The 21,777-nt window shown below is 56.7% G+C and carries 25 protein-coding genes and 1 other RNA gene; 13 read left to right on the top strand and 13 right to left on the bottom strand.

Translation table 11 applies throughout. The annotated features are described in order from the left end of the window. The first annotated feature begins 11 nt into the window (after positions 1 to 11). From ACJY2L_RS16290 to ACJY2L_RS16325, 8 genes are all read left to right on the top strand, one after another. On the top strand, positions 12 to 368 hold the full coding sequence (locus tag ACJY2L_RS16290) for an SFCGS family glycine-rich protein (RefSeq protein ID WP_067433890.1): 357 nt from the start codon (positions 12 to 14) through the stop codon (positions 366 to 368). After that, positions 365 to 661, top strand: a complete 297-nt coding sequence (locus ACJY2L_RS16295) for a DUF4312 family protein (RefSeq protein ID WP_067433887.1) — start codon at positions 365 to 367, stop codon at positions 659 to 661. Before ACJY2L_RS16290 ends, ACJY2L_RS16295 begins: the two co-directional genes overlap by 4 nt. Before the next feature lie 85 nt (positions 662 to 746). Then, entirely contained in the window at positions 747 to 1,523 is a 777-nt protein-coding gene (locus tag ACJY2L_RS16300; RefSeq protein ID WP_187486515.1) for a DUF4311 domain-containing protein, read from the top strand. A gap of 10 nt (positions 1,524 to 1,533) precedes the next feature. Beyond that, on the top strand, positions 1,534 to 2,181 hold the full coding sequence (locus ACJY2L_RS16305) for a DUF4310 family protein (protein WP_067433882.1): 648 nt from the start codon (positions 1,534 to 1,536) through the stop codon (positions 2,179 to 2,181). A 47-nt stretch (positions 2,182 to 2,228) separates the two neighbouring features. Then, complete coding sequence (locus ACJY2L_RS16310; protein ID WP_187488272.1) at positions 2,229 to 3,365, top strand: amidohydrolase/deacetylase family metallohydrolase; 1,137 nt, start codon at positions 2,229 to 2,231, stop codon at positions 3,363 to 3,365. Further along, entirely contained in the window at positions 3,349 to 4,470 is a 1,122-nt protein-coding gene (locus ACJY2L_RS16315; RefSeq protein WP_439214084.1) for a DgaE family pyridoxal phosphate-dependent ammonia lyase, read from the top strand. Before ACJY2L_RS16310 ends, ACJY2L_RS16315 begins: the two co-directional genes overlap by 17 nt. Then, positions 4,467 to 5,216 (top strand): 2-dehydro-3-deoxy-phosphogluconate aldolase, encoded by a 750-nt coding sequence (gene dagF / locus ACJY2L_RS16320; protein ID WP_439214085.1) that lies wholly within the window; start codon positions 4,467 to 4,469, stop codon positions 5,214 to 5,216. The genes ACJY2L_RS16315 and dagF overlap by 4 nt, the downstream gene beginning before the upstream one ends. 35 nt (positions 5,217 to 5,251) lie before the next feature. Then, a complete protein-coding gene (locus ACJY2L_RS16325) occupies positions 5,252 to 7,159 on the top strand; it encodes a BglG family transcription antiterminator (protein ID WP_439214120.1) in 1,908 nt (635 codons plus the stop codon). A gap of 971 nt (positions 7,160 to 8,130) precedes the next feature. On the opposite strand, the gene rnpB is transcribed toward ACJY2L_RS16325, so the two are convergent. Then, positions 8,131 to 8,505, bottom strand: an RNA gene (gene rnpB, locus ACJY2L_RS16330) — RNase P RNA component class A. 19 nt (positions 8,506 to 8,524) lie between these two features. After that, complete coding sequence (gene rsmI, locus ACJY2L_RS16335) at positions 8,525 to 9,400, bottom strand: 16S rRNA (cytidine(1402)-2'-O)-methyltransferase (protein WP_439214086.1); 876 nt, start codon at positions 9,398 to 9,400, stop codon at positions 8,525 to 8,527. Positions 9,401 to 9,462: 62 nt separating this feature from the next. Between rsmI and ACJY2L_RS16340 the strand changes: the two genes are divergently transcribed. Genes ACJY2L_RS16340 through dolP form a run of 4 tightly spaced genes read left to right on the top strand, consistent with a single transcriptional unit; the run spans position 9,463 to position 13,011 of the window. Next, on the top strand, positions 9,463 to 11,469 hold the full coding sequence (locus ACJY2L_RS16340) for a penicillin-binding protein activator (protein ID WP_439214087.1): 2,007 nt from the start codon (positions 9,463 to 9,465) through the stop codon (positions 11,467 to 11,469). After that, entirely contained in the window at positions 11,427 to 11,822 is a 396-nt protein-coding gene (locus ACJY2L_RS16345; RefSeq protein ID WP_439214088.1) for a YraN family protein, read from the top strand. Before ACJY2L_RS16340 ends, ACJY2L_RS16345 begins: the two co-directional genes overlap by 43 nt. A gap of 14 nt (positions 11,823 to 11,836) precedes the next feature. After that, on the top strand, positions 11,837 to 12,424 hold the full coding sequence (diaA, locus tag ACJY2L_RS16350; protein WP_067433854.1) for a DnaA initiator-associating protein DiaA: 588 nt from the start codon (positions 11,837 to 11,839) through the stop codon (positions 12,422 to 12,424). A 14-nt stretch (positions 12,425 to 12,438) separates the two neighbouring features. Beyond that, positions 12,439 to 13,011, top strand: coding sequence for a division/outer membrane stress-associated lipid-binding lipoprotein (gene dolP, locus ACJY2L_RS16355; protein WP_439214089.1), 573 nt, complete (start codon positions 12,439 to 12,441; stop codon positions 13,009 to 13,011). A gap of 35 nt (positions 13,012 to 13,046) precedes the next feature. On the opposite strand, the gene ACJY2L_RS16360 is transcribed toward dolP, so the two are convergent. Continuing rightward, entirely contained in the window at positions 13,047 to 13,751 is a 705-nt protein-coding gene (locus ACJY2L_RS16360) for a pirin family protein (RefSeq protein ID WP_439214090.1), read from the bottom strand. Positions 13,752 to 13,875: 124 nt separating this feature from the next. Here ACJY2L_RS16360 and ACJY2L_RS16365 point away from each other — a divergent pair, with 124 nt between their 5' ends. Continuing rightward, complete coding sequence (locus ACJY2L_RS16365; protein WP_067433845.1) at positions 13,876 to 14,775, top strand: LysR family transcriptional regulator; 900 nt, start codon at positions 13,876 to 13,878, stop codon at positions 14,773 to 14,775. A gap of 27 nt (positions 14,776 to 14,802) precedes the next feature. On the opposite strand, the gene ACJY2L_RS16370 is transcribed toward ACJY2L_RS16365, so the two are convergent. The 10 genes from ACJY2L_RS16370 to ACJY2L_RS16415 form a co-directional block, all read right to left on the bottom strand. Then, positions 14,803 to 15,789: a glutathione S-transferase family protein gene (locus tag ACJY2L_RS16370; RefSeq protein WP_439214091.1), complete on the bottom strand. Its 987-nt coding sequence runs from the start codon at positions 15,787 to 15,789 to the stop codon at positions 14,803 to 14,805. Between the two features lie 66 nt (positions 15,790 to 15,855). After that, the gene (locus ACJY2L_RS16375) at positions 15,856 to 16,248 is read right to left on the bottom strand and encodes a DoxX family protein (protein WP_157883927.1); all 393 of its coding nucleotides are present in this window, start codon (positions 16,246 to 16,248) and stop codon (positions 15,856 to 15,858) included. Positions 16,249 to 16,455: 207 nt separating this feature from the next. Continuing rightward, complete coding sequence (locus ACJY2L_RS16380; RefSeq protein ID WP_439214092.1) at positions 16,456 to 16,752, bottom strand: YqjK-like family protein; 297 nt, start codon at positions 16,750 to 16,752, stop codon at positions 16,456 to 16,458. Further along, on the bottom strand, positions 16,749 to 17,147 hold the full coding sequence (locus tag ACJY2L_RS16385) for a phage holin family protein (RefSeq protein ID WP_439214093.1): 399 nt from the start codon (positions 17,145 to 17,147) through the stop codon (positions 16,749 to 16,751). Before ACJY2L_RS16385 ends, ACJY2L_RS16380 begins: the two co-directional genes overlap by 4 nt. 2 nt (positions 17,148 to 17,149) lie before the next feature. Beyond that, complete coding sequence (locus ACJY2L_RS16390; RefSeq protein ID WP_439214094.1) at positions 17,150 to 17,455, bottom strand: DUF883 family protein; 306 nt, start codon at positions 17,453 to 17,455, stop codon at positions 17,150 to 17,152. A 39-nt stretch (positions 17,456 to 17,494) separates the two neighbouring features. After that, entirely contained in the window at positions 17,495 to 17,869 is a 375-nt protein-coding gene (locus ACJY2L_RS16395; protein WP_439214095.1) for a DUF1090 domain-containing protein, read from the bottom strand. A gap of 184 nt (positions 17,870 to 18,053) precedes the next feature. Further along, positions 18,054 to 18,440, bottom strand: coding sequence for an EnvZ/OmpR regulon moderator MzrA (mzrA, locus tag ACJY2L_RS16400; protein WP_439214096.1), 387 nt, complete (start codon positions 18,438 to 18,440; stop codon positions 18,054 to 18,056). Beyond that, complete coding sequence (locus ACJY2L_RS16405) at positions 18,440 to 19,117, bottom strand: DedA family protein (protein ID WP_439214097.1); 678 nt, start codon at positions 19,115 to 19,117, stop codon at positions 18,440 to 18,442. Before ACJY2L_RS16405 ends, mzrA begins: the two co-directional genes overlap by 1 nt. 317 nt (positions 19,118 to 19,434) lie before the next feature. Then, positions 19,435 to 20,208 carry a transcriptional regulator ExuR gene (gene exuR / locus ACJY2L_RS16410; RefSeq protein WP_067433818.1) on the bottom strand — a complete coding sequence of 258 codons (774 nt, stop codon included), beginning with the start codon at positions 20,206 to 20,208 and terminating at the stop codon, positions 19,435 to 19,437. 90 nt (positions 20,209 to 20,298) lie between these two features. After that, complete coding sequence (locus tag ACJY2L_RS16415; RefSeq protein WP_439214098.1) at positions 20,299 to 21,603, bottom strand: MFS transporter; 1,305 nt, start codon at positions 21,601 to 21,603, stop codon at positions 20,299 to 20,301. Positions 21,604 to 21,777 lie beyond the last annotated feature (174 nt).

Consider the following 21,777-nt stretch of genomic DNA (forward strand, 5'->3'; position numbering starts at 1 on the left):
AGGAAGAGAAAATGGTAACCGTAGTGATTGGCGATCGTTTAGGTAAAGGGCTGAAAGTCGCGGCTGGCGTTGAGAAAGCGGGTGGCCGTGCGGTCGTGGTGCCGGGCGTGGCGGCGGACATGAAGCTGGGCGACGTGATGAAGGCTGAAGGGGCAGATTTTGGCATCTCCTTCTGCGGCAGCGGCGGCGCAGGCGCGATCACCGCGCAGAATAAATATGGCTACAAAGCGAAGCATGGCATGCGCTCGGTGGAAGAGGGCGTCACCGCGATCAACGAAGGCGCCACCGTACTGGGCTTCGGCTTTATGGATAAAGAAGAGCTGGGCGAACGGCTGGTGCAGGCCTGGAATAAAAAGTACAGCGGATGAAAGAACATTACACCACCACCGTGACCGTCAGCGGCAAAGGCGAGAGTAAAAGCCGCGCCTTTGCCGATGCGCTGAATCAGGTGCAGCATGCGGTGCTGCGCTCAACACAAAAGATCCTGCTGCGCATTGAGCCGCAGGACGTCAGGGTGATCTCTGCCCATGAAGCGGTAAAAAAAGAGGCGTTCCTGTTCTTTTTCCTTGCCCGTGAAAAACGCAGCTATCGCGTTGAGCTGGAGATTACCGTCAACGTCACGGTGATCGACACCGATAAGGTGACCTTCACGGCAGCATGAAAAACGGTGTTGTCGTGCTGGCTACAGCAGCCCGTACAACGAATAACAATGTAAAAACGTTGGCGTAAGCCGCACAGGAAGACGGATGTTTTTAATTATATTGTTTAAATCTCTGATTATCGGCGCGCTGGTGGGTGTCGGCGTAGGGGCAGGCGCGGCGCGCATGTTTCATGCGCCTACATCGCAAGGTATGGGTGCCTTTCGTACGCTGGGCGAACTTAACTCCTGTGAAGGCGACCCCGCTTCTCACTTCTCTTTTGGCCTTGGCTTCTTCTTTAACGCCTGGGCATCGTCGGTGGCGGCGGGCGCCTTCACGCAGGATGTCGATCATCGCATCATCCCCAACTGGGGCGCGGCGGCGCTGATGGTAAAAAATCGTAACCTCGCTGAAACGCTGCACGATCCGAAAAAGATGGCCATCGCCTGCGGCATCATCGGCATGATTGTGGTGGCCTTCCTCAACTCCACCGCCTCAGCGGTGCCTGCGGCGCTGCAGGTGACGGCGGTAAAAGTGCTGGTGCCCGCGGCGAACCTGCTGGTCAACACGGTAATGCCGGTGATCTTTTGGCTGGCTGCGATTGATGCCGGTAAAAAATCGGGCTTCTGGGCAACGATTTTCGGCGGTCTGGCGCAGCTGATCATGGGCAATGCGGTGCCGGGTCTGGTGCTGGGCATTCTGATTGGCAAAGGCGTGGAAGAGAGCGGCTGGAACCGGGTAACGCGGGTCATGATGGTGGCGATTGTGCTGCTGTTTGTGCTGAGCGGCTTCTTCCGCGGCTTCGATATGAAAATGTTGCAGTCTTTCCAGCTGGGCATTCCGGGCTGGCTTGATGCGATGCACAACGCTATCAGTGGCAAATAAGGGGCAGGCGATGGAAGAGTCAAAGCAGGGTTTTTGGTATGCCGACTGGTCATTCCCGCTGTTTGTCGGGCTGCTGTCATCCGGCGTGTTCGCCGGTACGCACATGTATTACCTCTACGGTATCGGCGCCTTCAACGAGGTGGCGTTTGTGTCGATGCTGCGCGCGGGTATCGAAACCGGCGCTTACGGCGCGGTAGCCGCCTTCGGTGCCAGCTTTCTGTTTGCCCGCATCATTGAAGGCTCGCTGGTGGGTATTCTCGATATTGGCGGCGCGATTCAGACCGGCGTCGGCCTCGGCGTTCCGGCGCTGCTGCTGGGCGCGGGCATCGTCTTTCCACTGGAAAACTTTGCTGCCTCGCTGGTAACCGGCCTGTTGATCGGTCTGGCGGTGGGCTATGTCATTATCCTGGCGCGTAAATTTACCATTAATCAAAGCGATTCTACCTACGGCGCCGACGTGATGATGGGCGCGGGCAACGCCTCCGGGCGTTTCCTCGGGCCGCTGATCATTCTCTCGGCAATGGCGGCGTCCATTCCAATCGGACTGGGTTCGTTGATTGGTGCGTTGCTGTTCTATCTGTGGAACAAACCGATCACCGGCGGCGCCATCCTCGGTGCCATGATCCTCGGCGCCATTTTCCCGGTGGCGATCGCCTGATTCCACGGCGCGTCCAGGGCGGACGTGCCGTCGGCAAGGAGCATGCAATGTACGATCTTATTATTCGTCGCGCGCGACTGGTGGATGAGCAGCAGGTGGATGTGGCGCTGCACAACGGCAAAATCGCCGCGATTGCGGCGCACATCGCTGAACCCGCGATGCAGGAACACGATCTGGCAGGACGTTATTATCTGAGCGCTGGCTGGATCGACAGCCACGTTCACTGCTATCCCGCGTCGCCGATTTATCACGATGAGGCCGACCAGGTTGGCGTTACCTGCGGCGTGACCACGGTGATCGATGCTGGCAGCACCGGTGCCGACGACATCGACGATTTTTATCAGCTGACGCGCAGTGCCAAAACCCAGGTGCACGCGCTGATCAACATTGCACGCAGTGGCATTGTGACCCAGAACGAACTGGCGGATATGGCGCAGATCGATGGCGAAGCGGTGCAGGCGGCGGTGCAGCGTCTGCCTGATTTTATTTTGGGCCTCAAGGCGCGCATGAGCAGCAGCGTGGTCGGCACCAACGGCGTTCAGCCGCTACAGCGCGCGAAGGCGATCCAGCGCGCGATCGGCGGGCTGCCGTTGATGGTGCACATTGGCAATAATCCGCCCGATTTGGATGAGATTGCGCCACTGCTCAGCCAGGGCGACATCATTACGCACTGCTTTAATGGCAAACCCAATCGGGTGCTGACGCCTGCCGGTGAACTGCGTGCGTCAGTTGCCGCCGCCATGCAGCGCGGCGTGATGCTGGATGTCGGTCACGGTAGCGCCAGTTTTAGCTTTGAGGTGGCACAAGCCGCCATCGCGCAGGGCATTCTGCCCGACACCATTAGCTCCGATATTTACTGCCGTAATCGGCTAAACGGCCCGGTACGCAGCCTGGCACATGTGATGTCGAAATTTCTCGCCATCGGCATGACGCTGCCGCAGGTGATCGCCTGCGTCACCGTGCAGGCTGCCGCAGCGCTTCGTCTGCAGCACAAAGGCGAACTGACGCCGGGCTACGATGCCGATCTGACCATCTTTGCCCGGCAAAATGCGCAGCAGGACTTTATCGATTCAGATGGCGTGCAGCAGCACGGTGAACAACATCTGGTGCCACTGGTCGCCGTCGTGGCGGGCCACTGGATGCCAACAGCAGAAGGGAAAACGCATCATGGCTTCGATCTATGAAAAGTATGGCCTGAAACAGGTGATCAACGCCTCAGGCAGAATGACGATTCTGGGCGTTTCCACACCCACCGCCAGTGTGGCTGCGGCTGTAGAAAATGGCCTGAGCCACTATTTTGAAATGAAAGATCTGGTCAACAAAACCGGCGAGCACATCGCTAACCTGCTGCAGGTCGAGAGCGCGGTGGTGGTCTCCTGCGCGTCGGCGGGCATCGCACAGGCGGTGGCGGCGATGATTGTAAAAGATGACGCATGGCTGCTTGAGAATCTGCATGCTTCGCCACTGATCGTGCCGCACGACATTGTGCTGCCAAAAGGCCATAACGTGAATTACGGCGCGCCGGTAGGATCGATGGTGGCGTTAGGCGGCGGCAGAGTCGTGGAAGCGGGCTACAGCAACGAATGTTCTGCCGCGCAGCTGGCCGCGGCGATTACCCCACAGACCGCGGCGGTGATGTATGTGAAATCGCATCATTGCGTGCAAAAAAGCCATTTGAGCGTGGCGCAGGCAGCTACGGTTGCCCATGAACATGGCCTGCCGCTGATCGTCGACGCCGCAGCGGAAGAAGATTTACAGGCTTATTATCTGGCCGGTGCCGATCTGGTGATCTACAGCGGGGCGAAAGCCATTGAAGGCCCTTCCAGCGGCGTGGTGATTGGCCGTCAGCGCTATATAGAATGGGTAAAACTGCAGGCAAACGGCATCGGTCGGGCGATGAAAGTCGGCAAAGAGGGCATTCTTGGCCTGACTCAGGCGATCGAAGATTATCTGATCCACGAGCAGAGCAGCGGCGCACAGATGGTGGATAAAATGATGCCGTTTATCAACCAGCTTAACGGCCTGCCCGGCGTCAGCGCACGCGTGGTCTGGGACTCGGCAGGGCGCGATATTGCCCGCGCCGAGATACGGTTTGATGAGGCGGTCTGCGGCATCGGTGCCGGAAGCGTGGTTCAGGCGTTGAAAAACGGCGACATCGCCATCTATTTTCGCGGTTACAAAGCCAACGAAGGCATTATTGAAGCCGATGTACGCAGCGTTTCTGCTGACCAACTGCAGCTAATTTTTGAGGCAATCCAACGCCTGCTCACTGGAGTAGAAACCGCATGACCTTACAGGCTAATTTTTATCGCGATCGTGTTTGCCTCAACGTGCTGGCCGGTTCCAAAACCAATGCCAGCGATATCTGGCAGGCGGCTGAAGGCCACGTGCTGGTTGGCGTGCTGTCAAAAAATTACCCCAGCGTAGCGGCGGCAGTGGACGATATGCATGATTATGCGCAGCGTATCGATAACGCGCTGTCAGTTGGGCTGGGTGCGGGCGACCCACGCCAGTCAGCGATGGTCAGCGCTATCGCCGCCGAGTTGCAGCCGCAGCATGTCAATCAGGTGTTTACCGGCGTGGCCACCAGCCGCGCGCTGCTCGGGCAACCGCATACGCTGGTTAACGGGCTGGTGTCGCCAACCGGCCAGGTAGGCTGGGTCAAAATCTCCACCGGCCCGCTGAGTTCGCTCGCCGCCGATGGCATCGTGCCGATTGCCACCGCCATCGCCATGCTAAAAGATATGGGCGGTAGCTCGATAAAATATTTCCCGATGGGCGGATTGCAGGCCATCGACGAGTATCGCGCGGTGGCGCAGGCCTGTGCCGGGCACGATTTCTGGCTTGAGCCAACCGGCGGTATCGATCCCGATAACTATGCGACGATCCTGCGGATTGCACTGGAGGCGGGCGTAGCGAAGATCATTCCGCATATCTACAGTTCGATTATCGATTCGGCAACCGGCGATACGCGGCCGCAGGATGTCAGCACGCTGCTGGCGATCACGCGCCGCGTGCTGGACGAAACCGCCTGATTTCACTGCTTTCACCGACGCGAAGGGGAGTAATGATGAGATTTCCCAACCAGCGCCTGGCGCAGCTGTTCAGCGCGCTGCAGAATGAAACGCTGCCGCAGGATGAGCTGGCCCGCCGTTTTGCGGTCTCGACGCGCACGGTGCGCACCGACATCAGCGCGCTCAATGCGCTGTTGCAGGATCACGGCGCGCGGCTGGTGCTGACGCGCGGTGCGGGTTATCAGCTCACCGTTGATGACGCCACGCGCTATGAGAACCTGCTGCGTTCGGCGCCGGCGCAGCTGCGGGTGCCGCGTTCATCACAGGAGCGGGTGCATTATCTGTTAACGCGCTTTTTAACTTCTGCCTTTTCGTTGAAGCTGGAGGATCTGGCTGAGGAGTGGTTTGTCAGCCGGGCGACGTTGCAAAGCGACATGGCCGAAGTGCGTGAATGGCTGGGCCGTTATCAGCTTTCGGTAGAAACTCGTCCGCATTACGGGATGAAGTTGTTTGGCAGTGAAATGGCGATTCGCACCTGCCTGACCGACCTGCTGTATGACATCGCGCTGCACAGTGAGCACAGCCCATTATTGACGCTGGAAGCGCTGCACAGCGGCATGCTGATTACGCTGAAACCGTTGTTGCAGCGCTGCTTTAATCGTTGCCGGGTGCGGGTTACCGATGAAGGCGAGCGCTATCTGCTGCTCTACTGCGCGGTGGCGGTGCGACGCATCGGCGAGGGCTATCCGCTGTCCGATTTTGTTGCTGACGATGTGGATGATGACGTGCGCGATGCCGCGCGCCAGTTGGTGAATCAGCTTGAGCCGATGGCCGGTAAGCCTATTTCACCGGCGGAAGAGGCATTTCTGCGCATTAACATCGCCGCGCGCCGCACCGAAGAGCGGGCGCCGAGCGCCATCAACGCTGACGACAGCGACACGCTGGTGGAATATATTCTCGGTTATATCAACCGCCACTATAACTACGATTTACAGCGCGATGCGCAGCTGCGTGCCGATCTGCTGACCCACGTGAAGACCATGATTACGCGGGTTCGCTATCAAATTAATATCCCCAATCCGCTGCTCGGCAACATTAAACAGCACTATCCAATGGCGTGGGATGTGACCCTGGCGGCGGTATCGAGCTGGGGTAAATATTCGCCCTACAGCATCAGTGAAAATGAGATCGGATTTCTGGTGCTGCACATTGGCGTCGGCCTTGAGCGTCATTATGACGTTGGCTATCAGCGTCATCCGCAGGTGCTGCTGGTGTGCGATACCGGCACTTCCACGGTGCGCATGATCGAGGCGATGCTGCTGCGTAAATATCCACACATCGTGGTACGCGAGCGGTTGTCACTGCGTGATTATGAGCAGCGCGTGGCGATCGACGAAGATTTTGTGATCTCCACCGTGCGGCTCAGCGACAAAAATAAGCCGGTGGTAGTGATGTCGCCATTTCCCACCGATTATCAACTCGAACAGATTGGCAAGCTGGTGCTGGTGGATCGCACGCGGCCTTATATGTTTGAGAAGTTTTTTGATGCCGGGCATTTTATCGTGCTTGATGCGCCGATGGATCAGCACGGGCTGTTCAGCCTGCTGTGCCCGCAACTGGAGCGGGAAGGCTTTGTCGGCGCTGACTTTTTCCCCTCGGTGGTAGAACGCGAGGCGATTGTCAGTACGCTGTTGGGTGAGGGCATTGCGCTGCCGCACTCCCTTGGCCTGCTGGCAAAGAAAACGGTGGTCTATACCGTACTGGCACCGCAGGGCATCGCCTGGGGCGATGAAACGGCCTGGGTCATTTTTCTGCTCGCTATTAGCAAGGACGACTACGAAGAAGCGATGGGCATTTACGATCTTTTTGTGACTTTTCTGCGCGAACGCGCAATGCCGAGACTGCGCGAGAGCCAGGATTTTGCCAGTTTTAAAGCGGTTGCCATGGAGTGTCTTGGGCGGTAGGGGGCCCGAAAGCGGGTGGGCTTGCCTGTAAGCAGGTGGCTTTTGCCTTGCAGGCGGCCTTTAAGGTCAACGTCTTTAAGGTCAAGGTCTTTAAGGTCAAATGCTATTTCGTTCTGCCTTGCAGATGGGCTTTTAAGGTCAAGGTCTTTAAGGTCAACGGCCATTTCGTTCTGCCCTTCGGGCCGCCCGAGCAGGGGCGGCAGTCGCCCCGCCCCTGCACCCCGGCTATCCGGCAAGCACAACCGCCCGCTGAAGCGGGTACCCTCGTCGGTTCACATTTCTTCACGGACCGCTCGCGATTCGCTCCCCGCTCAACGCTCCCTTGTCCCGCCATCCATGGCGGGCCATCCTGAAATGTTCACCTCCTCAGCGGTGGTGATGCCTCCTCAAGGTCAACACCCAGGTCAAAACCCAAACCTCAAGGCAAAACCCAAAACCCAAAACCCAAAACCCAAAACCCAAAACCTGGAAAATTGAATTGAATTGAATTGAATTGAATTGAATTGAATTGAATTGGCTTTGGCTTTGGCTTTGGCTTTGGCTTTTGCTTTTTTTTTAGAATTTAATCTTTTCGATTTTGACTTGGGTTTTGACCTTGAGGAGGCATCACAAACGCCGAGGGAAAAGCGTTTTCCAGGGCGAGCCGCAGGGAGGCGGCGAGAGGGTGCGTTGAGCAGGAGCGAATCGCGCCTGGTCCGTCAGGAAAAGGCTTTTGCTGAGGGCACCCACGAAGTGGGCGGTTGTGTTTGCCGGATAGCGCGGGTGCAGGGCCGGGGCGACTGCCGGCCCTGCTCGGGCTGCCTTCAGGCAGAACGAAATGGCCTTTGACCCTAAGACATTGACCCTAAGACATTGACCTTAAGACATTGACCTTAAAAGCTGCCTGCAAGGCAGAACAGAAGGGTCCTGGACCTTAAAACCCCCTTACTGGGCTAAACAAAAAACCCCGCCGAGGCGGGGTTTCTGTAAAAAATTGAAGCTGACCGTTAAGCCGGGTTCTGTCGTGGACAGTCATTCATCTAGGCCAGCAATCGCTCACTGGCTCAAGCAGCCTACCCGGGTTCAGTACGGGCCGTACCATGTGAACCCCTATTTGGCCTTGCTCCGGGTGGAGTTTACCGTGCCACGAACTGTTACCAGCCGCGCGGTGCGCTCTTACCGCACCCTTTCACCCTTACCTGATCCCTTGCGGGCCATCGGCGGTTTGCTCTCTGTTGCACTGGTCGTGGGCTTGCGCCCCCCAGGCGTTACCTGGCACCCTGCCCTGTGGAGCCCGGACTTTCCTCCCCTCTGCCTGTCTCCTCCGAAAAGGACGACGACAAAGCGGCGACTGCCTGGTCAGCTTCGGCGCGGATGATAGGACATTTAGTCCTGCTTGTCACCCTCTTGCTGTTCGAGGGCATATTTATACAACGCATTCTTTTTCACACCGTGAATCTCCGCCGTCAGCGCCGCCGCCTTTTTTAACGGCAGCTCTTTTTGCAGCAGGCTCAGCGTGCGCAGCGCCTCGCCGGGCAGGCTCTCTTCCTGTGGATGGAAGCCTTCAACGATCAGCACCATCTCGCCTTTGCGGCGGTTTTCGTCCTCACGCACCCACGCGAGCAGCTCGGCCACCGGCGCGCCGTGGATGCTTTCCCAGGTTTTAGTGATCTCACGAGCCAGCACCACGTAGCGATCGCCGCCCAGCTCGCTGACCATATCCTGCAGGCTGTCGAGCAGGCGATGGGTCGATTCGTAAAAAATCAGCGTGCGCGGCTCCTCGGCAACGGCGCGCAGCGCATCGCAACGGCCTTTGGTTTTGGCCGGAAGAAATCCTTCGTAACAGAAACGATCGGAGGGCAGGCCAGCTGCGCTGAGGGCGGCGATTGCCGCGCATGGGCCGGGCAGGGGCACCACGCGAATGCCCGCTTCACGACAGCGGCGAACCAGATGATAACCCGGGTCATTAATCAGCGGCGTACCGGCATCGGAGACCAGCGCTATACTTTGCCCCTCCTGCAGCCTGATCAGCAGCTGTTCTGCTTTTTGCTGCTCATTGTGGTCATGCAGGGCAAACAGCCGGGCGTTGATGGCGAATTGTTGTAGCAACAGCCCGGTATGACGTGTATCTTCCGCTGCGATCAGATCGACGCTTGCTAGCACCAACAGGGCCCGTTGGGTGATGTCGCCCAGATTGCCGATTGGCGTGGGCACGATATAGAGCGTGCTGGCAGAAATCTCTGTCCGATCGTGTTGTTTCATTGTTTGATCCGAATTGCCGATTTAATATTGAGCACCTTGAGAAAAACATCACTGGATACAGTATGCTTCCTTCAATAGTCGTTCGTAATAAAGCAGGACGCTTTGTCCCTGTTTTGCTGGCCGCGCTAATTTTAGCCGCGTGTTCCAGCCAGAGCCCGCAAACTTCCTCTGTCAATATCCAGGGGCCCGCCACAGGGTCATCCGACTACTATTTGCAGCAGGTGCAACAGAGCGCAGATAATAGCAAGGCTGACTGGCAATTACTCGCCATCCGTGCACTGCTTAATGAAGGCAAGTATCCTCAGGCTAACCAACAAATCACCCAGCTGCCTCAGCAACTGTCTGATAAGCAACGGCTTGAACTGCAATTGCTCAATGCGCAGCTGCGCCTTGGCTCGCAGGATGTAAACGGTGCGCGTCGGCTGTTAGCCAGCCTTGATACCGGCGCATTGTCGGCTGACCAGAAGTCACGCTATTACGGCCTGCTGATCGCCGCCAATCAGGGCGCGCCGTCGCTGGATCTGCTTCGTGCCTACGTGGCGCAGGAGCCGCTGCTCAGCGGCGCAGATAAGCAAAAGAACATTGATGCCACCTGGCAGGCGTTGACCGGCATGACGCAGGATCAGGTCAACCGGCTGGTGATTAATGCCGATGAAAATACGCTGCAGGGCTGGATCGATCTGCTGAGCGTCTGGCGCGCCAACAGTGGCGATGCAGAGATGCTGAAATCGGCGGTAGCCGACTGGCAAACGCGGTATCCGCAGCATCCGGCCACCAAAATGTTGCCGACCAGCCTGAGCCAGATACAAAATTATCAGCACGCTTCTGCCAGTCATATCGCGCTGATGCTGCCGCTGAATGGCCAGGCAAAAGTGTTTGCCAATGCGATTCAGCAAGGCTTCAACGACGCGAAAAACGGCACGCTGGCTCAGCCTGCTCCGTCTGCGGCTCCGGTCGCCTCTGCGCCAGCCAATGGCGAGGCGGCGGCCACAACCGAAACCGCCGCACCGGCCGAGGCGATTAGCCCGGCGGCCATTGATGGCCAGGCAGAAAACGGCGCGCAACCACAAGCCGCCGCGGCTCCCGCCAGCACAGCAGAGGTCAAAGTCTATGACACCAGCGCCCAGCCGCTGGCTCAGCTGATGACCCAGGCGCAGCAGGATGGCGCGACGCTGATTGTGGGCCCGCTGCTGAAAAACGAAGTGGAAACGCTGGCTAACAGCTCGTCGCCGCTGAATATCCTGGCGCTCAACGAGCCGAGCCAAATCCAGAACCATCCGAATCTCTGCTACTTTGCGCTTTCTCCTGAAGACGAAGCGCGTGATGCTGCGCATCATATGTGGGATCAGGGCAAGCGTTCGCCGCTGCTGTTGCTGCCACGCAGCAATCTCGGCGATCGCGTCAGTAAAGCTTTTGCGCAGGAGTGGCAGAAGCTGGGTGGTGCCACGGTATTGCAGCAGCAGTTTGGATCTAAGGGTGAGCTGAAGCAGGGCATAAACAGCGGCGCGGGAATCAGTCTGACCGGTACGCCGATCAGCGCACCGCAGCCGGAGCAGCCGCAGGGTATCTCTATTGCCGGGCTGAATATTCCAGCGCCGCAGAGCGAGACACCTGCAGCGGCCTCTGGCGGCGGCGTCGATGCAGTTTACATTGTGGCTACGCAGGATGAGTTGCAGCTGATCAAGCCGATGATCGCTATGCGTCTCAGCAGCCGCAATAATATCGCGCTGTATGCCAGCTCACGCAGCTTCCAGGCGGGCACCGGTCCCGATTCGCGTTTAGAGATGGAAGGGCTGCAGTTCAGCGATATTCCGCTGCTCGCGGGCCGTAATCCGGCGCTAATGCAGCAGGCGGCACGCACCTTTAACAACGATTATTCGTTGGTGCGCCTCTACGCAATGGGCATCGATGCCTGGGCACTGGCGAATCATTTCAATGAAATGCGTCAGACGCCGGGATTCCAGCTGGAAGGTAAAACCGGTACATTGAGTGCCAGTCCGGACTGCGTGATCAACAGGAAGTTAGCATGGAGCCAGTATCGTCAGGGACAAATCGTACCGGTGCAGTAGACCGGCAGCAGGCGGGCGCCGAGCATGAAGCGCAGGCGCGTCGCTATCTGGAACAGCAAGGGCTGCGTTTTGTGGCCTGTAACGTACGCATACGCGGCGGCGAAACGGATCTCATCATGCAGGATGGCGACTGCTGGGTATTTGTTGAGGTACGGTATCGACGAAACGATCGTTTTGGCGGCGCGGCCGCCAGCGTAACCCGACACAAGCAGCAAAAGCTGCTGCGGGCGGCAGCACTGTGGCTGGCGGCGAAAAACGCCAGCTTTGATACGGTAAACTGCCGCTTCGACGTCGTTGCGTTCACCGGCAGCCAGATTAGCTGGCTGCCTGATGCGTTTAATGCAGAAAGTTAATATCAGGTGGATCAGTGCAGGAGAGAATTAAAGCGTGTTTTACCGAAAGTATTCAGACTCAGATTGCTGCTGCGGAAGCGCTGCCCGATGCCATTTCGCGCGCGGCGATGACGCTGGTTCAGTCACTGCTTAACGGTAACAAAATCCTGAGCTGTGGTAACGGCACATCGGCGGCTAACGCTCAACACTTCGCCGCGGCGATGATCAATCGCTTCGAGACCGAACGTCCAAGCCTGCCCGCGCTCTGCCTGAGTGCGGATAATGTTCTGATTACCGCCATCGGCAACGATCGCCTGCATGATGAAATTTATGCCAAACAGGTGCGTGCGGTTGGCCAGACAGGCGATGTTCTGCTGGCTATTTCAACCCGTGGCAACAGCCGCGACATCGTTAAGGCCGTTGAAGCTGCGGTCACGCGTGATATGACCATTGTGGCGCTGACCGGCTATGACGGCGGTGAACTGGCGGGCTTGCTGGGGCCACACGATGTGGAGATCCGCATTCCGTCTCACCGCAGCTCACGGATTCAGGAAATGCACATGTTAACGGTTAACTGCCTGTGCGATCTGATCGATAACACCTTATTTCCACACCAGGAATAATCGAAGGAGCAACAATGAAGGCATTCTCTGCAGTAGCACTGATACTTGCCGCACTGATGTTACAGGGCTGTGCGGCCGTGGTCGTGGGCAGCGCCGCGATGGCCACCAAATCGGCTACCGATCCGCGCACCGTCGGTACTCAGGTTGATGACAGCACGCTGGAGCTGCGCGTCTCCAATGCGCTGGCTAAAGATGAACAGATTAAGACCCAGGCGCGCGTTGTCGCCACCGCTTATCAGGGCAAAGTGCTGTTGACCGGCCAGGCGCCGTCAGCGGATATCGCCAGCCGGGCGAAACAGATCGCGGCCGGCGTGGATGGCGCAACCGAAGTCTACAACGAGCTGCGCACCGGCGAGAAAGTGACGTTTGGTACCTCATCTTCCGATACCTGGATCACCACCAAAATTCGTTCGCAGCTGCTGGGCAGCGATCAGGTGAAATCGTCTAACGTGAAAGTCACTACCGAAAACGGCGAGGTTTTCCTGCTGGGCCTGGTCACGCCATCTGAGGCGAAAGCCGCTGCGGATGTTGCCAGCCGGGTAAGCGGCGTTAAGCACGTCACCACCGCGTTTACTATTCTGCAATAGTGCCTGTCGGGCAGCATTTGCTGCCCGTTTTCGCGTCAGGCGGGCAGATCAATCACCAGCGCCCGCAGCGGCGTTCTCGCCGTTAATCGCAGCAAACTCTCGCCATCAACAAACGCCCCGTCGCCGCAGCCAAGTTTGGCCTGTTGCGCCTCTTCGTCACCGGCAAACAGCGAGCCGTGAATCGACTGCAAATAGGCGCGCGCACCGCGCAGCGGCAGGCTGTGGCTCTCACCCGGCTCAAGCTGAACGTGATAAATCCATACTTGCTGGCGCAGCTGCAGGCTGGCCTTTTCACCGTCCGGCGAGGCCAGCAGGCTGCATATGGCCTCAGTGGGCAGGGCGGCGCGCTGCAGCAACGGATTTTCCCGCTCCGGGCAGGCGTTGAGCCAGAGCTGTAGCCGTGTCAGCGGTGTATCTTTGCTGCTGTTAAGCTCGCTCCAGGTGACGCCGGGCTGGGTCGACAGCAGCAGCGCTTCACCGCTGCGTGCGCTGATGTGATTGCCTTCGCTGTCGCGATATTCCGCCTGGCCCTGCAAAATAATGTTCAGCACGTCCACGCGCGGATAGGCGCGCGGTTGCAGTGACGCACCGGGCGCCAGCACTTCCTGGTTCAATACGCGCAACGACGCGTAACCGAGTAATTTTGGATCAAAATAGTGGCCAAATGAGAAGCTGTAGCGAGCCTGTAACCAGCCGTAATCAGCCTGACCGCACTCTTTTGCGGCGCGGGTAGTAATCATGGTATTCCTCCAGAGGCCTTGTCTGACCGGCAGTAAGGCTATCACTTATGGTAAATATCTGGACGACAGATTGTTAGCCAGTTAATCTGCCGAGCATATTCAAATTTCCTGACAGAGAAACCGCATGGCGAAAGATCGGGCGTTAACGCTGGAAGCACTACGGGTAATGGATGCCATCGATCGGCGCGGCAGCTTTGCTGCGGCGGCGGATGAGCTAGGCCGCGTGCCCTCGGCGCTCAGCTATACCATGCAGAAGCTGGAAGAGGAGCTGGACGTGGTGCTCTTTGACCGCTCCGGCCATCGCACGAAATTTACCAACGTTGGCCGTATGCTGCTGGAGCGCGGCCGCGTGTTGCTGGAAGCAGCGGATAAGCTGACCACCGATGCTGAAGCGCTGGCACGCGGCTGGGAAACGCATTTGACCATCGTGGTGGAAGCGCTGGTACCGACTTACCAGCTGTTTCCGCTGGTTGAGAAGCTGGCGGCCAAGGCCAACACGCAGATTTCGCTGATGACCGAGGTGCTGGCCGGTGCCTGGGAACGGCTGGAGCAGGGCCGTGCCGACATCGTTATCGCGCCCGATATGCACTTTCGCGCCTCTACCGAAATCAATACCCGCAAGCTCTACAGCATGCTCAGCGTCTATGTCGCCAGCCCGGATCACCCGATTCATCTTGAGCCGGAGCCGCTTTCTGAGGTGACGCGCGTTAAATATCGCGGGATTGCGGTGGCCGATACCGCCCGCGATCGCCCGGTATTAACCGTCACGCTGCTTGATAAACAGCAGCGCCTGACGGTGAGTTCCATTGAAGAGAAGCGCCAGGCGTTGCTGGCGGGCCTTGGCGTCGCGACGATGCCTTATCCGCTGGTGGAGCAGGATATCGCTGAAGGACGCCTGCGCGTGGTCAGCCCGGAATATACGCGTGAAGTCGATATCATCATGGCCTGGCGGCGTGACAGCATGGGCGAAGCGAAGTCGTGGTGCCTGCGCGAAATACCTCGCCTGCTGGCGAAAAAAAGCTAAAAAAAGGCGCCGTCTGGCGCCCGTTTATCAGCGAAAACGCGTGTCGCGGCCGTGGGGTTCATCCCAGTTCAGCTCGGGACCGACAGAGATCACGCCAGCTGGATTGATGGTCTTATGGCTGCGGTAATAGTGATGGCGGATATGCGCAAGGTCCACCGTTTCCGCAACGCCCGGCATCTGATAGATGTCGCGCAGGAAACCGCTGAGGTTCAGATAATCACTGATGCGCTGACGATCGCATTTAAAGTGGGTCACATAGACCGCATCAAAGCGAATCAGCGTGGTCCACAGGCGTAAATCTGCCTCGGTGAGCGTGTCGCCGGTAAGATAGCGATGCTGACCGAGTATCTGCTCCAGTCGTGCCAGCGCCTGAAACAGCGGCGTCACCGCATCATCATAAGCTTGCTGCGAAGTGGCAAAGCCCGCCTTGTACACCCCGTTGTTCACACTGTCATAAACCCAGCCGTTGATCTCATCAATGCTGCTCTGCAACGCCGGCGGATAATAGTCGCCCGCGCGTGCACCAACGCCATCAAAGGCGCTGTTAAACATACGGATAATGTCGGCAGATTCATTACTGACGATGGAGTTTTGCTGTTTATCCCACAACACCGGCACGGTAACGCGGCCGGTGTAATCGGGTTTGGCGTGCAGATAGAGCTGGTAGAGAAATTCGTTCTGGTAAAGGCGATCGCCGGTTGCAGCCGGAAAGCTGTCGTCAAAGGTCCAGCCATTTTCCAGCATCAGCGGGTGCACCACGGAAACCGGGATCATCTCTTCCAACCCTTTTAACGTGCGCAGCAGCAGGGTGCGATGCGCCCAGGGACACGCAAGGGAAACGTAGAGATGATAACGATCGCGCTCGGCGCGAAAACCCGCTTTGCCGTGCGGACCGGCACTGCCGTCAGCGGTAACCCAGTTACGGAATACCGACTCGGAACGTTGAAAACGGCCACCGGTGGTTTTGGTGTCATACCAGTTATCGTGCCAGACACCGTCTATTAATTGTCCCATTGTCCTCTCCAGAATAAAAACGGGCGAGGAAAAATCCTCGCCCTGTAGCAGAGTATAGCGCGGCTTTTACCACTTTTTACCGAGCAGGCGGTCAATACTGAAGGCGCCTGGACCCGTAATACCCAGCAGCAGGTAGCCACCGGCAATAGACAGGTTTTTCATAAAGTTGATCTCGTTGCCTGCCACTTCAAAGTGGCTGTGGAACAGGAAGGCAGTCAGAATGGTGAACACCGCCGTCGACAGGGCGGTAAAACGGGTCAGGAAACCAAACAGAATCGCCAGGCCGCCGCCAAATTCCAGCAGAATGACCAGCGGCAGCATGAACGCAGGCACGCCAGCCGATTGCATATACTGTGCGGTACCTTCATAACCGGTGATTTTGCCCCAGCCTGCGCTGATAAACAGGATTGGCATCAAAACACGCGCCACCAGAAAACCGATATCTTCTAATTTTTTCATCATCTACCCCAATAAGAATTATGGCTGGCGACGAGTGCGCCATCGTTAAATAACAGCAGCCTGGCGCCTGTTGCGCGGCTTCGTTGTTGTTGAGGCAGATAATAGCTAGCGGTGAGAGGCTTTGTAAGCAAGATAAACTGTCGAAGTCGTTCAGTTTAATTGATAAAAGAACGCCAGGCTGGGATAGCCTGGCGTGGGAGATGAGCGTTAGCGCTGTGGCAGATTTTTCCGAACGAGACGCCAGCTACTCCAGAGGCCGAACCCACGTTTGGTCCAGCGCAGCAGGAAATGCGATTTGCGCGGCTTGCGCACCGTCCAGATAGCCAGAATGCTGCTGCCTATCGCCAGATAACGACGCATGCTAACCAGAGTCAGCCAGCTGCGGTCGTACTGTGCGGTAGCCATCAGCCAGTCGCGACGCGCGGCGCTCAGGTCAAGACGCTCTTGCTGAATCTCGTTCAGCAATCGCGCCTTTCGCGCTTCACGATCACGGCGGCTACTCATGAATGACGATCCTCCAGCACCTGACGGTCGCTGTGCAGCTCTTTGCGCGTCGCGCTAAGCAGCGTTGACTGGCGCGATTTGCGCAGCGTCCAGAGACCAAATATCAGCGCCAGCAGCAGCAGAACCCCAGTGGTGATACCAATCGCCATCAGCCGATATTGCGCATCCACCGCCCAGATAATCAGCACCATCAGGCTCATTAATCCAAACGCGGTGAACAGCATTGTCAGGCCGATCATGATCAACATCTGAATGAGGTTTGCTTTCTCCTCTTCCAGTTCGACCACTGCCAGTCGTACACGAGTCTCAACCATGCCGACCAGCGTAGTGATGACGCGCTGTCCGATGTTTATAACCCCTTTGCCCGGGCCGTGGCTTTGCTGGTTATCAGGCATAATCAGCGACGCGCGATCAGGATACCCAGTGCGACACCCAGCGCGGCACCAATGCCGACACCATGCCACGGGTTATCTTGTACATATTCATCTGCACGACCGGCTGCTTCACGCGTGGTCTGTGCCAATTTCTCACCGGTATCGCCCAGACGCAGACGTGAATCTTCCAGCGCCGCACGGGCTTTGGTACGCAGCTTATCCAGTTCAGTTTTTGATTTATCCGTTGAACTGCTCAGCACTTCTTCCAGCGTATCGGCCAGGTTTTTCAACTCAGCGCGCAAATGTTCTGAAGTAGTATCTTTAGACATGGGAAACTCCTTTTGCATCGGTAATAAGGTCCGGGTTTTTTAATAAGGTTCAGCTTGCAGGGTAGTAAGCTCCTGCCGGGCTTCATCCAGTTTTTGCTGGCGTTTTGCTATTTTTTTCTGATCTTTGCCGTCGTCCTGCTCTTCTTTCAACTCACGTTCGCGCTCGGCCACTTTATCCTGCTGGGCTTTGATGCGCTCCTGGTGAGCGGCGTGTAGCTGGCTGTCTGAACAGTTAGCCTGGACTTCTGTGAGCGCTCGCTCCAGTCCGTTGACGCGACGCTGATTATCGTGCTTACGCGCCATGTCGATCTCACGTTTGATGTTCTGCTCTTTCTGCTGACACAGCGTTTCCGCTGCCTGAGATGAGGCTGAGATCGCGAGCAGGCCAGCACAAAAAATATAGCGGAGTTTCATTGGATGTAACCTTCCTTTGCTAAATATACCCAATCTCCAGTTCCGCATAACGCTGACGACGGTTCATCACAAGCGAAACAGAATTATTGTGTAAGCATAGACAGGGATTGAGAAAAGCTCAAAGCGCGATGCGGAAGAAGAGGCGTTGCAGAAGCTTTCCGGCACAGATGCCGGAAAACAGACGCTAACTCAGCGATGAATCGGAATCAGTCCGGCTCAACAGCGCAAGCTGATGGGCTGTCTCGCCATCATGCAGATGAGCAACGGTAAAGCCGCCCGGCAGCAGCTGGCGCAACACTTTTTGCGCGGCCAGACTCTGTTCGGCGGAATCAAATTTGATGATCAGCGCATCGCGATCGGGCGTGATGCTTTTAATCTGAATTCCCTGGGCATTCAGCTGCTGATAAAGGTAAAAACCATCCGGCAAGGTACCATTCTGGCGGGCTACACGAATTTGCAGGCCGCTTTCACTGTGCATCAGCGGGGTAAGCACGCTGATGGTCAGCACCGCCAGCAGGGCGGCCAGCATCCACGGCAGCCAGCGGCGGCGGGAAGAGCGAAGCGGGTTCATCAGGACTTTCCTTTCTCATTGCGCGTTCCATACTTTTTGCGCCACAGAACGACCAGAGAGCCCACCAGTCCCACCACCAACAACACCAGCGGCAGCAGCATCAGGCAAAACATCAGCTCATCTTCGTAACGACGAAAAATAGGCGTTTTGCCCAGCGCGAAGCCTAAAACGGTTAAAATCAGCACCCAGAGAAAGGCGCTAACCCAGTTAAAGAACTGAAAACGCGCGTTGCTCAGGCCGGAAAGGCCAGCAATGGTGGGTAATAAGGTGCGGACAAAGGCGATAAAACGGCCCATTAACAGCGCCGAAAGGCCATGGCGATGAAACAGGCTGTGTGCCCGCTGATGATATTGAGCGGGCAGATGGGATAACCATTTTTGCACCGTCGGCGTGTTGCCGAGCCATCGCCCTTGTATATAACTGACCCAGCAGCCAAGACTGGCGGCGGTAGTGAGGATAAACAGGGTAAGGGGAAAATTCATCGTGCCTTTGGCGATCAGTACGCCCACCAGAATCAGCAGGCTGTCGCCAGGTAAAAACGCGGCGGGCAACAATCCGTTCTCAAGGAACAGGATCATAAACAGCACGCCATAGATGGCCCAGACCAGATGAGGGTCAGCCAGGGTCTCAAAATCCTGCTGCCAGAGCGCATGCAGCAATGCTTTTAAAATATCCATGAACTTATCCTGAACGTCATTGTTTACTTTGCCCGGAAACGGGCGGCAGCGGGCGTTGAGGGTTAGTTGTCATTATAGGAGCTCAAACACCCGACGGGCTTTTCAGGTTCCGTCCTGAAATGAACATAAAACGCGTTACTTTTCTTATTCTGTCGCAAAGGGTAAGAAAAGGGTGGCAACTGTAACAAAAAACAGCGGCCTGAGACAGAATTAAACAGGACGGAATCGGAGTTTTACTCTGAGTCGTCCCAGGGGGAAAGGAGCTTTACACAGGCTGACACTATTTAAGACAGTTTGACCCTTTCACGCTGAATGTTTCAGCGATTTTCCGGCATTTTATCGAGCAGGATCACCGGATTTTCGGCAAACATGTAACGATCAACATTAAACTCGAAGTCGTCTGCGGTGGCGTTAAACAGCATCTGCTTGGTGTTTTCCAGGTGCTGCCACATCGCCAGTTTGCTGGCGGCGGGATCTTTACGCATCAGCGCTTTAAGTATCTGGTCGTGATCTCCGCACCAGCTCAGAATAGAGCGATCATCGATGTGCTCATGCAGTTTTAACCAGTAGGGATTATGCAGGCGATGCAGCCACATTTTTTCCACAATAGCGGCCAGCGCGGTATTTTGCGTCGAAAGGGCGATTTTGACATGAAACTGCATATCCCATTCGGAATCGCGAAAGTGGTCTTCTTTGCGCGCCTGCTCCTGAATATCAATCAGTTGCATAATATCCTGACGGGTAATCTGCGTAGCGGCAAATTCAGCCACGTTGCTTTCGATCAGCTGACGCGCCTGTAGCAATTCAAACGGACCAAAAGTGGCAAACTCTAACTGGCTGGAGGTGGTAATGCGGTTTTGCTGCTGCGTGGCAACCACGTGAATGCCGGAGCCTTTGCGCACTTCAACGTAGCCTTCCACTTCCAGCATAATAATTGCTTCACGGACAACGGTGCGGCTCACGGCCATTTCATCAGCGATCAGGCGCTCAGCAGGCAGCTTTTCACCAATTTGATAAACGCCGGTTTCAAGGCGGCGCTTAAGCTCAGCGGCGAGCTGCTGATAAAGACGTCTTGATTCGTTCAGTTCCATAGCACCGTTCCCGTAATGACCGTGACGGGAGTTGTTATACCACTTCGGGCAAAAGAGGGAAACGGGCCAGGCGTTCTGGCCCGTAAAAGATTAGCTTTGCAGCGGGGCAGCGTTGAGGGGCTTTTCTTCAGCGGCCAGTTCGGTCGCGGTTTTGTTTTGCAGTATGGTCCAGATCGCCACGGCACCCAGCAGATCAAACACCGCCAGCGCGGCAAACAGCGGGCTGAAGCCCAGTGTATCGGCGAGGGCACCAACCACCAGAGCGAACATCGTGCTGGCGGTCCATGCCGCCATCCCGGTCAGCCCATTGGCGGTAGCCACTTCATTACGGCCAAACACATCAGAAGAGAGGGTAATTAGCGAGCCTGACAGCGCCTGATGAGCAAAGCCGCCGACGCACAGCAGGCCGATTGCCATATAAGGACTGGTGAATAAGCCGATAGTGCCTGGTGCAATCATCAGTACCGCGCCCATAGTGACCACTAATTTACGTGAGACAATCAGGTTAACACCGAACCAGCGCTGAAACAGCGGTGGCAGATAACCGCCAACGATGCAGCCGAGATCGGCAAACAGCATCGGCATCCACGCAAACAGTGCAATCTCCTTCAGGTTAAAACCGTAAACCTTGAACATAAACAGCGGGATCCATGCGTTAAAGGTGCCCCAGGCGGGTTCAGCCAGAAAACGCGGCAGGGCGATGCCCCAAAACTGGCGATTACGAAGAATCTGCCGGGCGGACATCTTTTTAGCATTGCCGAGCTGATGGTGCGCTTCCTGACCAGCCAGAATGTAATCACGTTCATCATTGCTCAGATGCGGCTGCTTTTTCGGATGCTTGTAAAAAATTAGCCAGCAGATGGCCCAGATCATGCTCAACACGCCGGTGATGATAAACGCCATCTCCCAGCTGTGCGCAACGATGGCCCAGACCACCAGCGGCGGCGCCAGCATCGCGCCAATTGATGAGCCGACGTTGAAGTAGCCCACGGCAATCGAGCGTTCTTTTGCTGGAAACCATTCGCTGCTGGCCTTCAGCCCCGCCGGAATCATGGCCGCTTCGGCCGCACCTACCGCGCCGCGAGCCAGTGCCAGTCCGCCCCAGCTGCCGGCCAGTGCCGTCGCCGCACAGAACAGGGCCCAGGCGATAGCAAACACCGCATAGCCAATCTTGGTGCCGAGAATATCCAGCACATAGCCTGCCACCGGCTGCATCACGGTATAACAGGCTGAATAGGCGGCAACGATATAGGAATATTGTTGAGTGGTTATGTGCAGCTGGGATTCCAGCGTGGGCGCCGCCACGGCAATCGCGTTGCGGGTCAGATAGCCGAGAATCGTGCCGATGGTGACCAGCCCAATCATGTACCAGCGAAGCCCTTTGATCTTACGCATCTTTTAACCTCTTCCAGTTTGTCATAGTGCGGCTAGCCGCGCTGTTGGTGGCGTGAATCCGCTTCTGGTAACCATCAGCAAACGCCCGTGCTCCCTGTTTCTTGTTGTTATGGCCAACCCATCGGGGCGGCGCAAAGACATTAACTTGTCATACAAATTTAAAAGTTGAAGACC

It is taken from the genome of Duffyella sp. Ts4, assembly GCF_051851875.1.
Lineage (GTDB): Bacteria > Pseudomonadota > Gammaproteobacteria > Enterobacterales > Enterobacteriaceae > Duffyella > Duffyella gerundensis.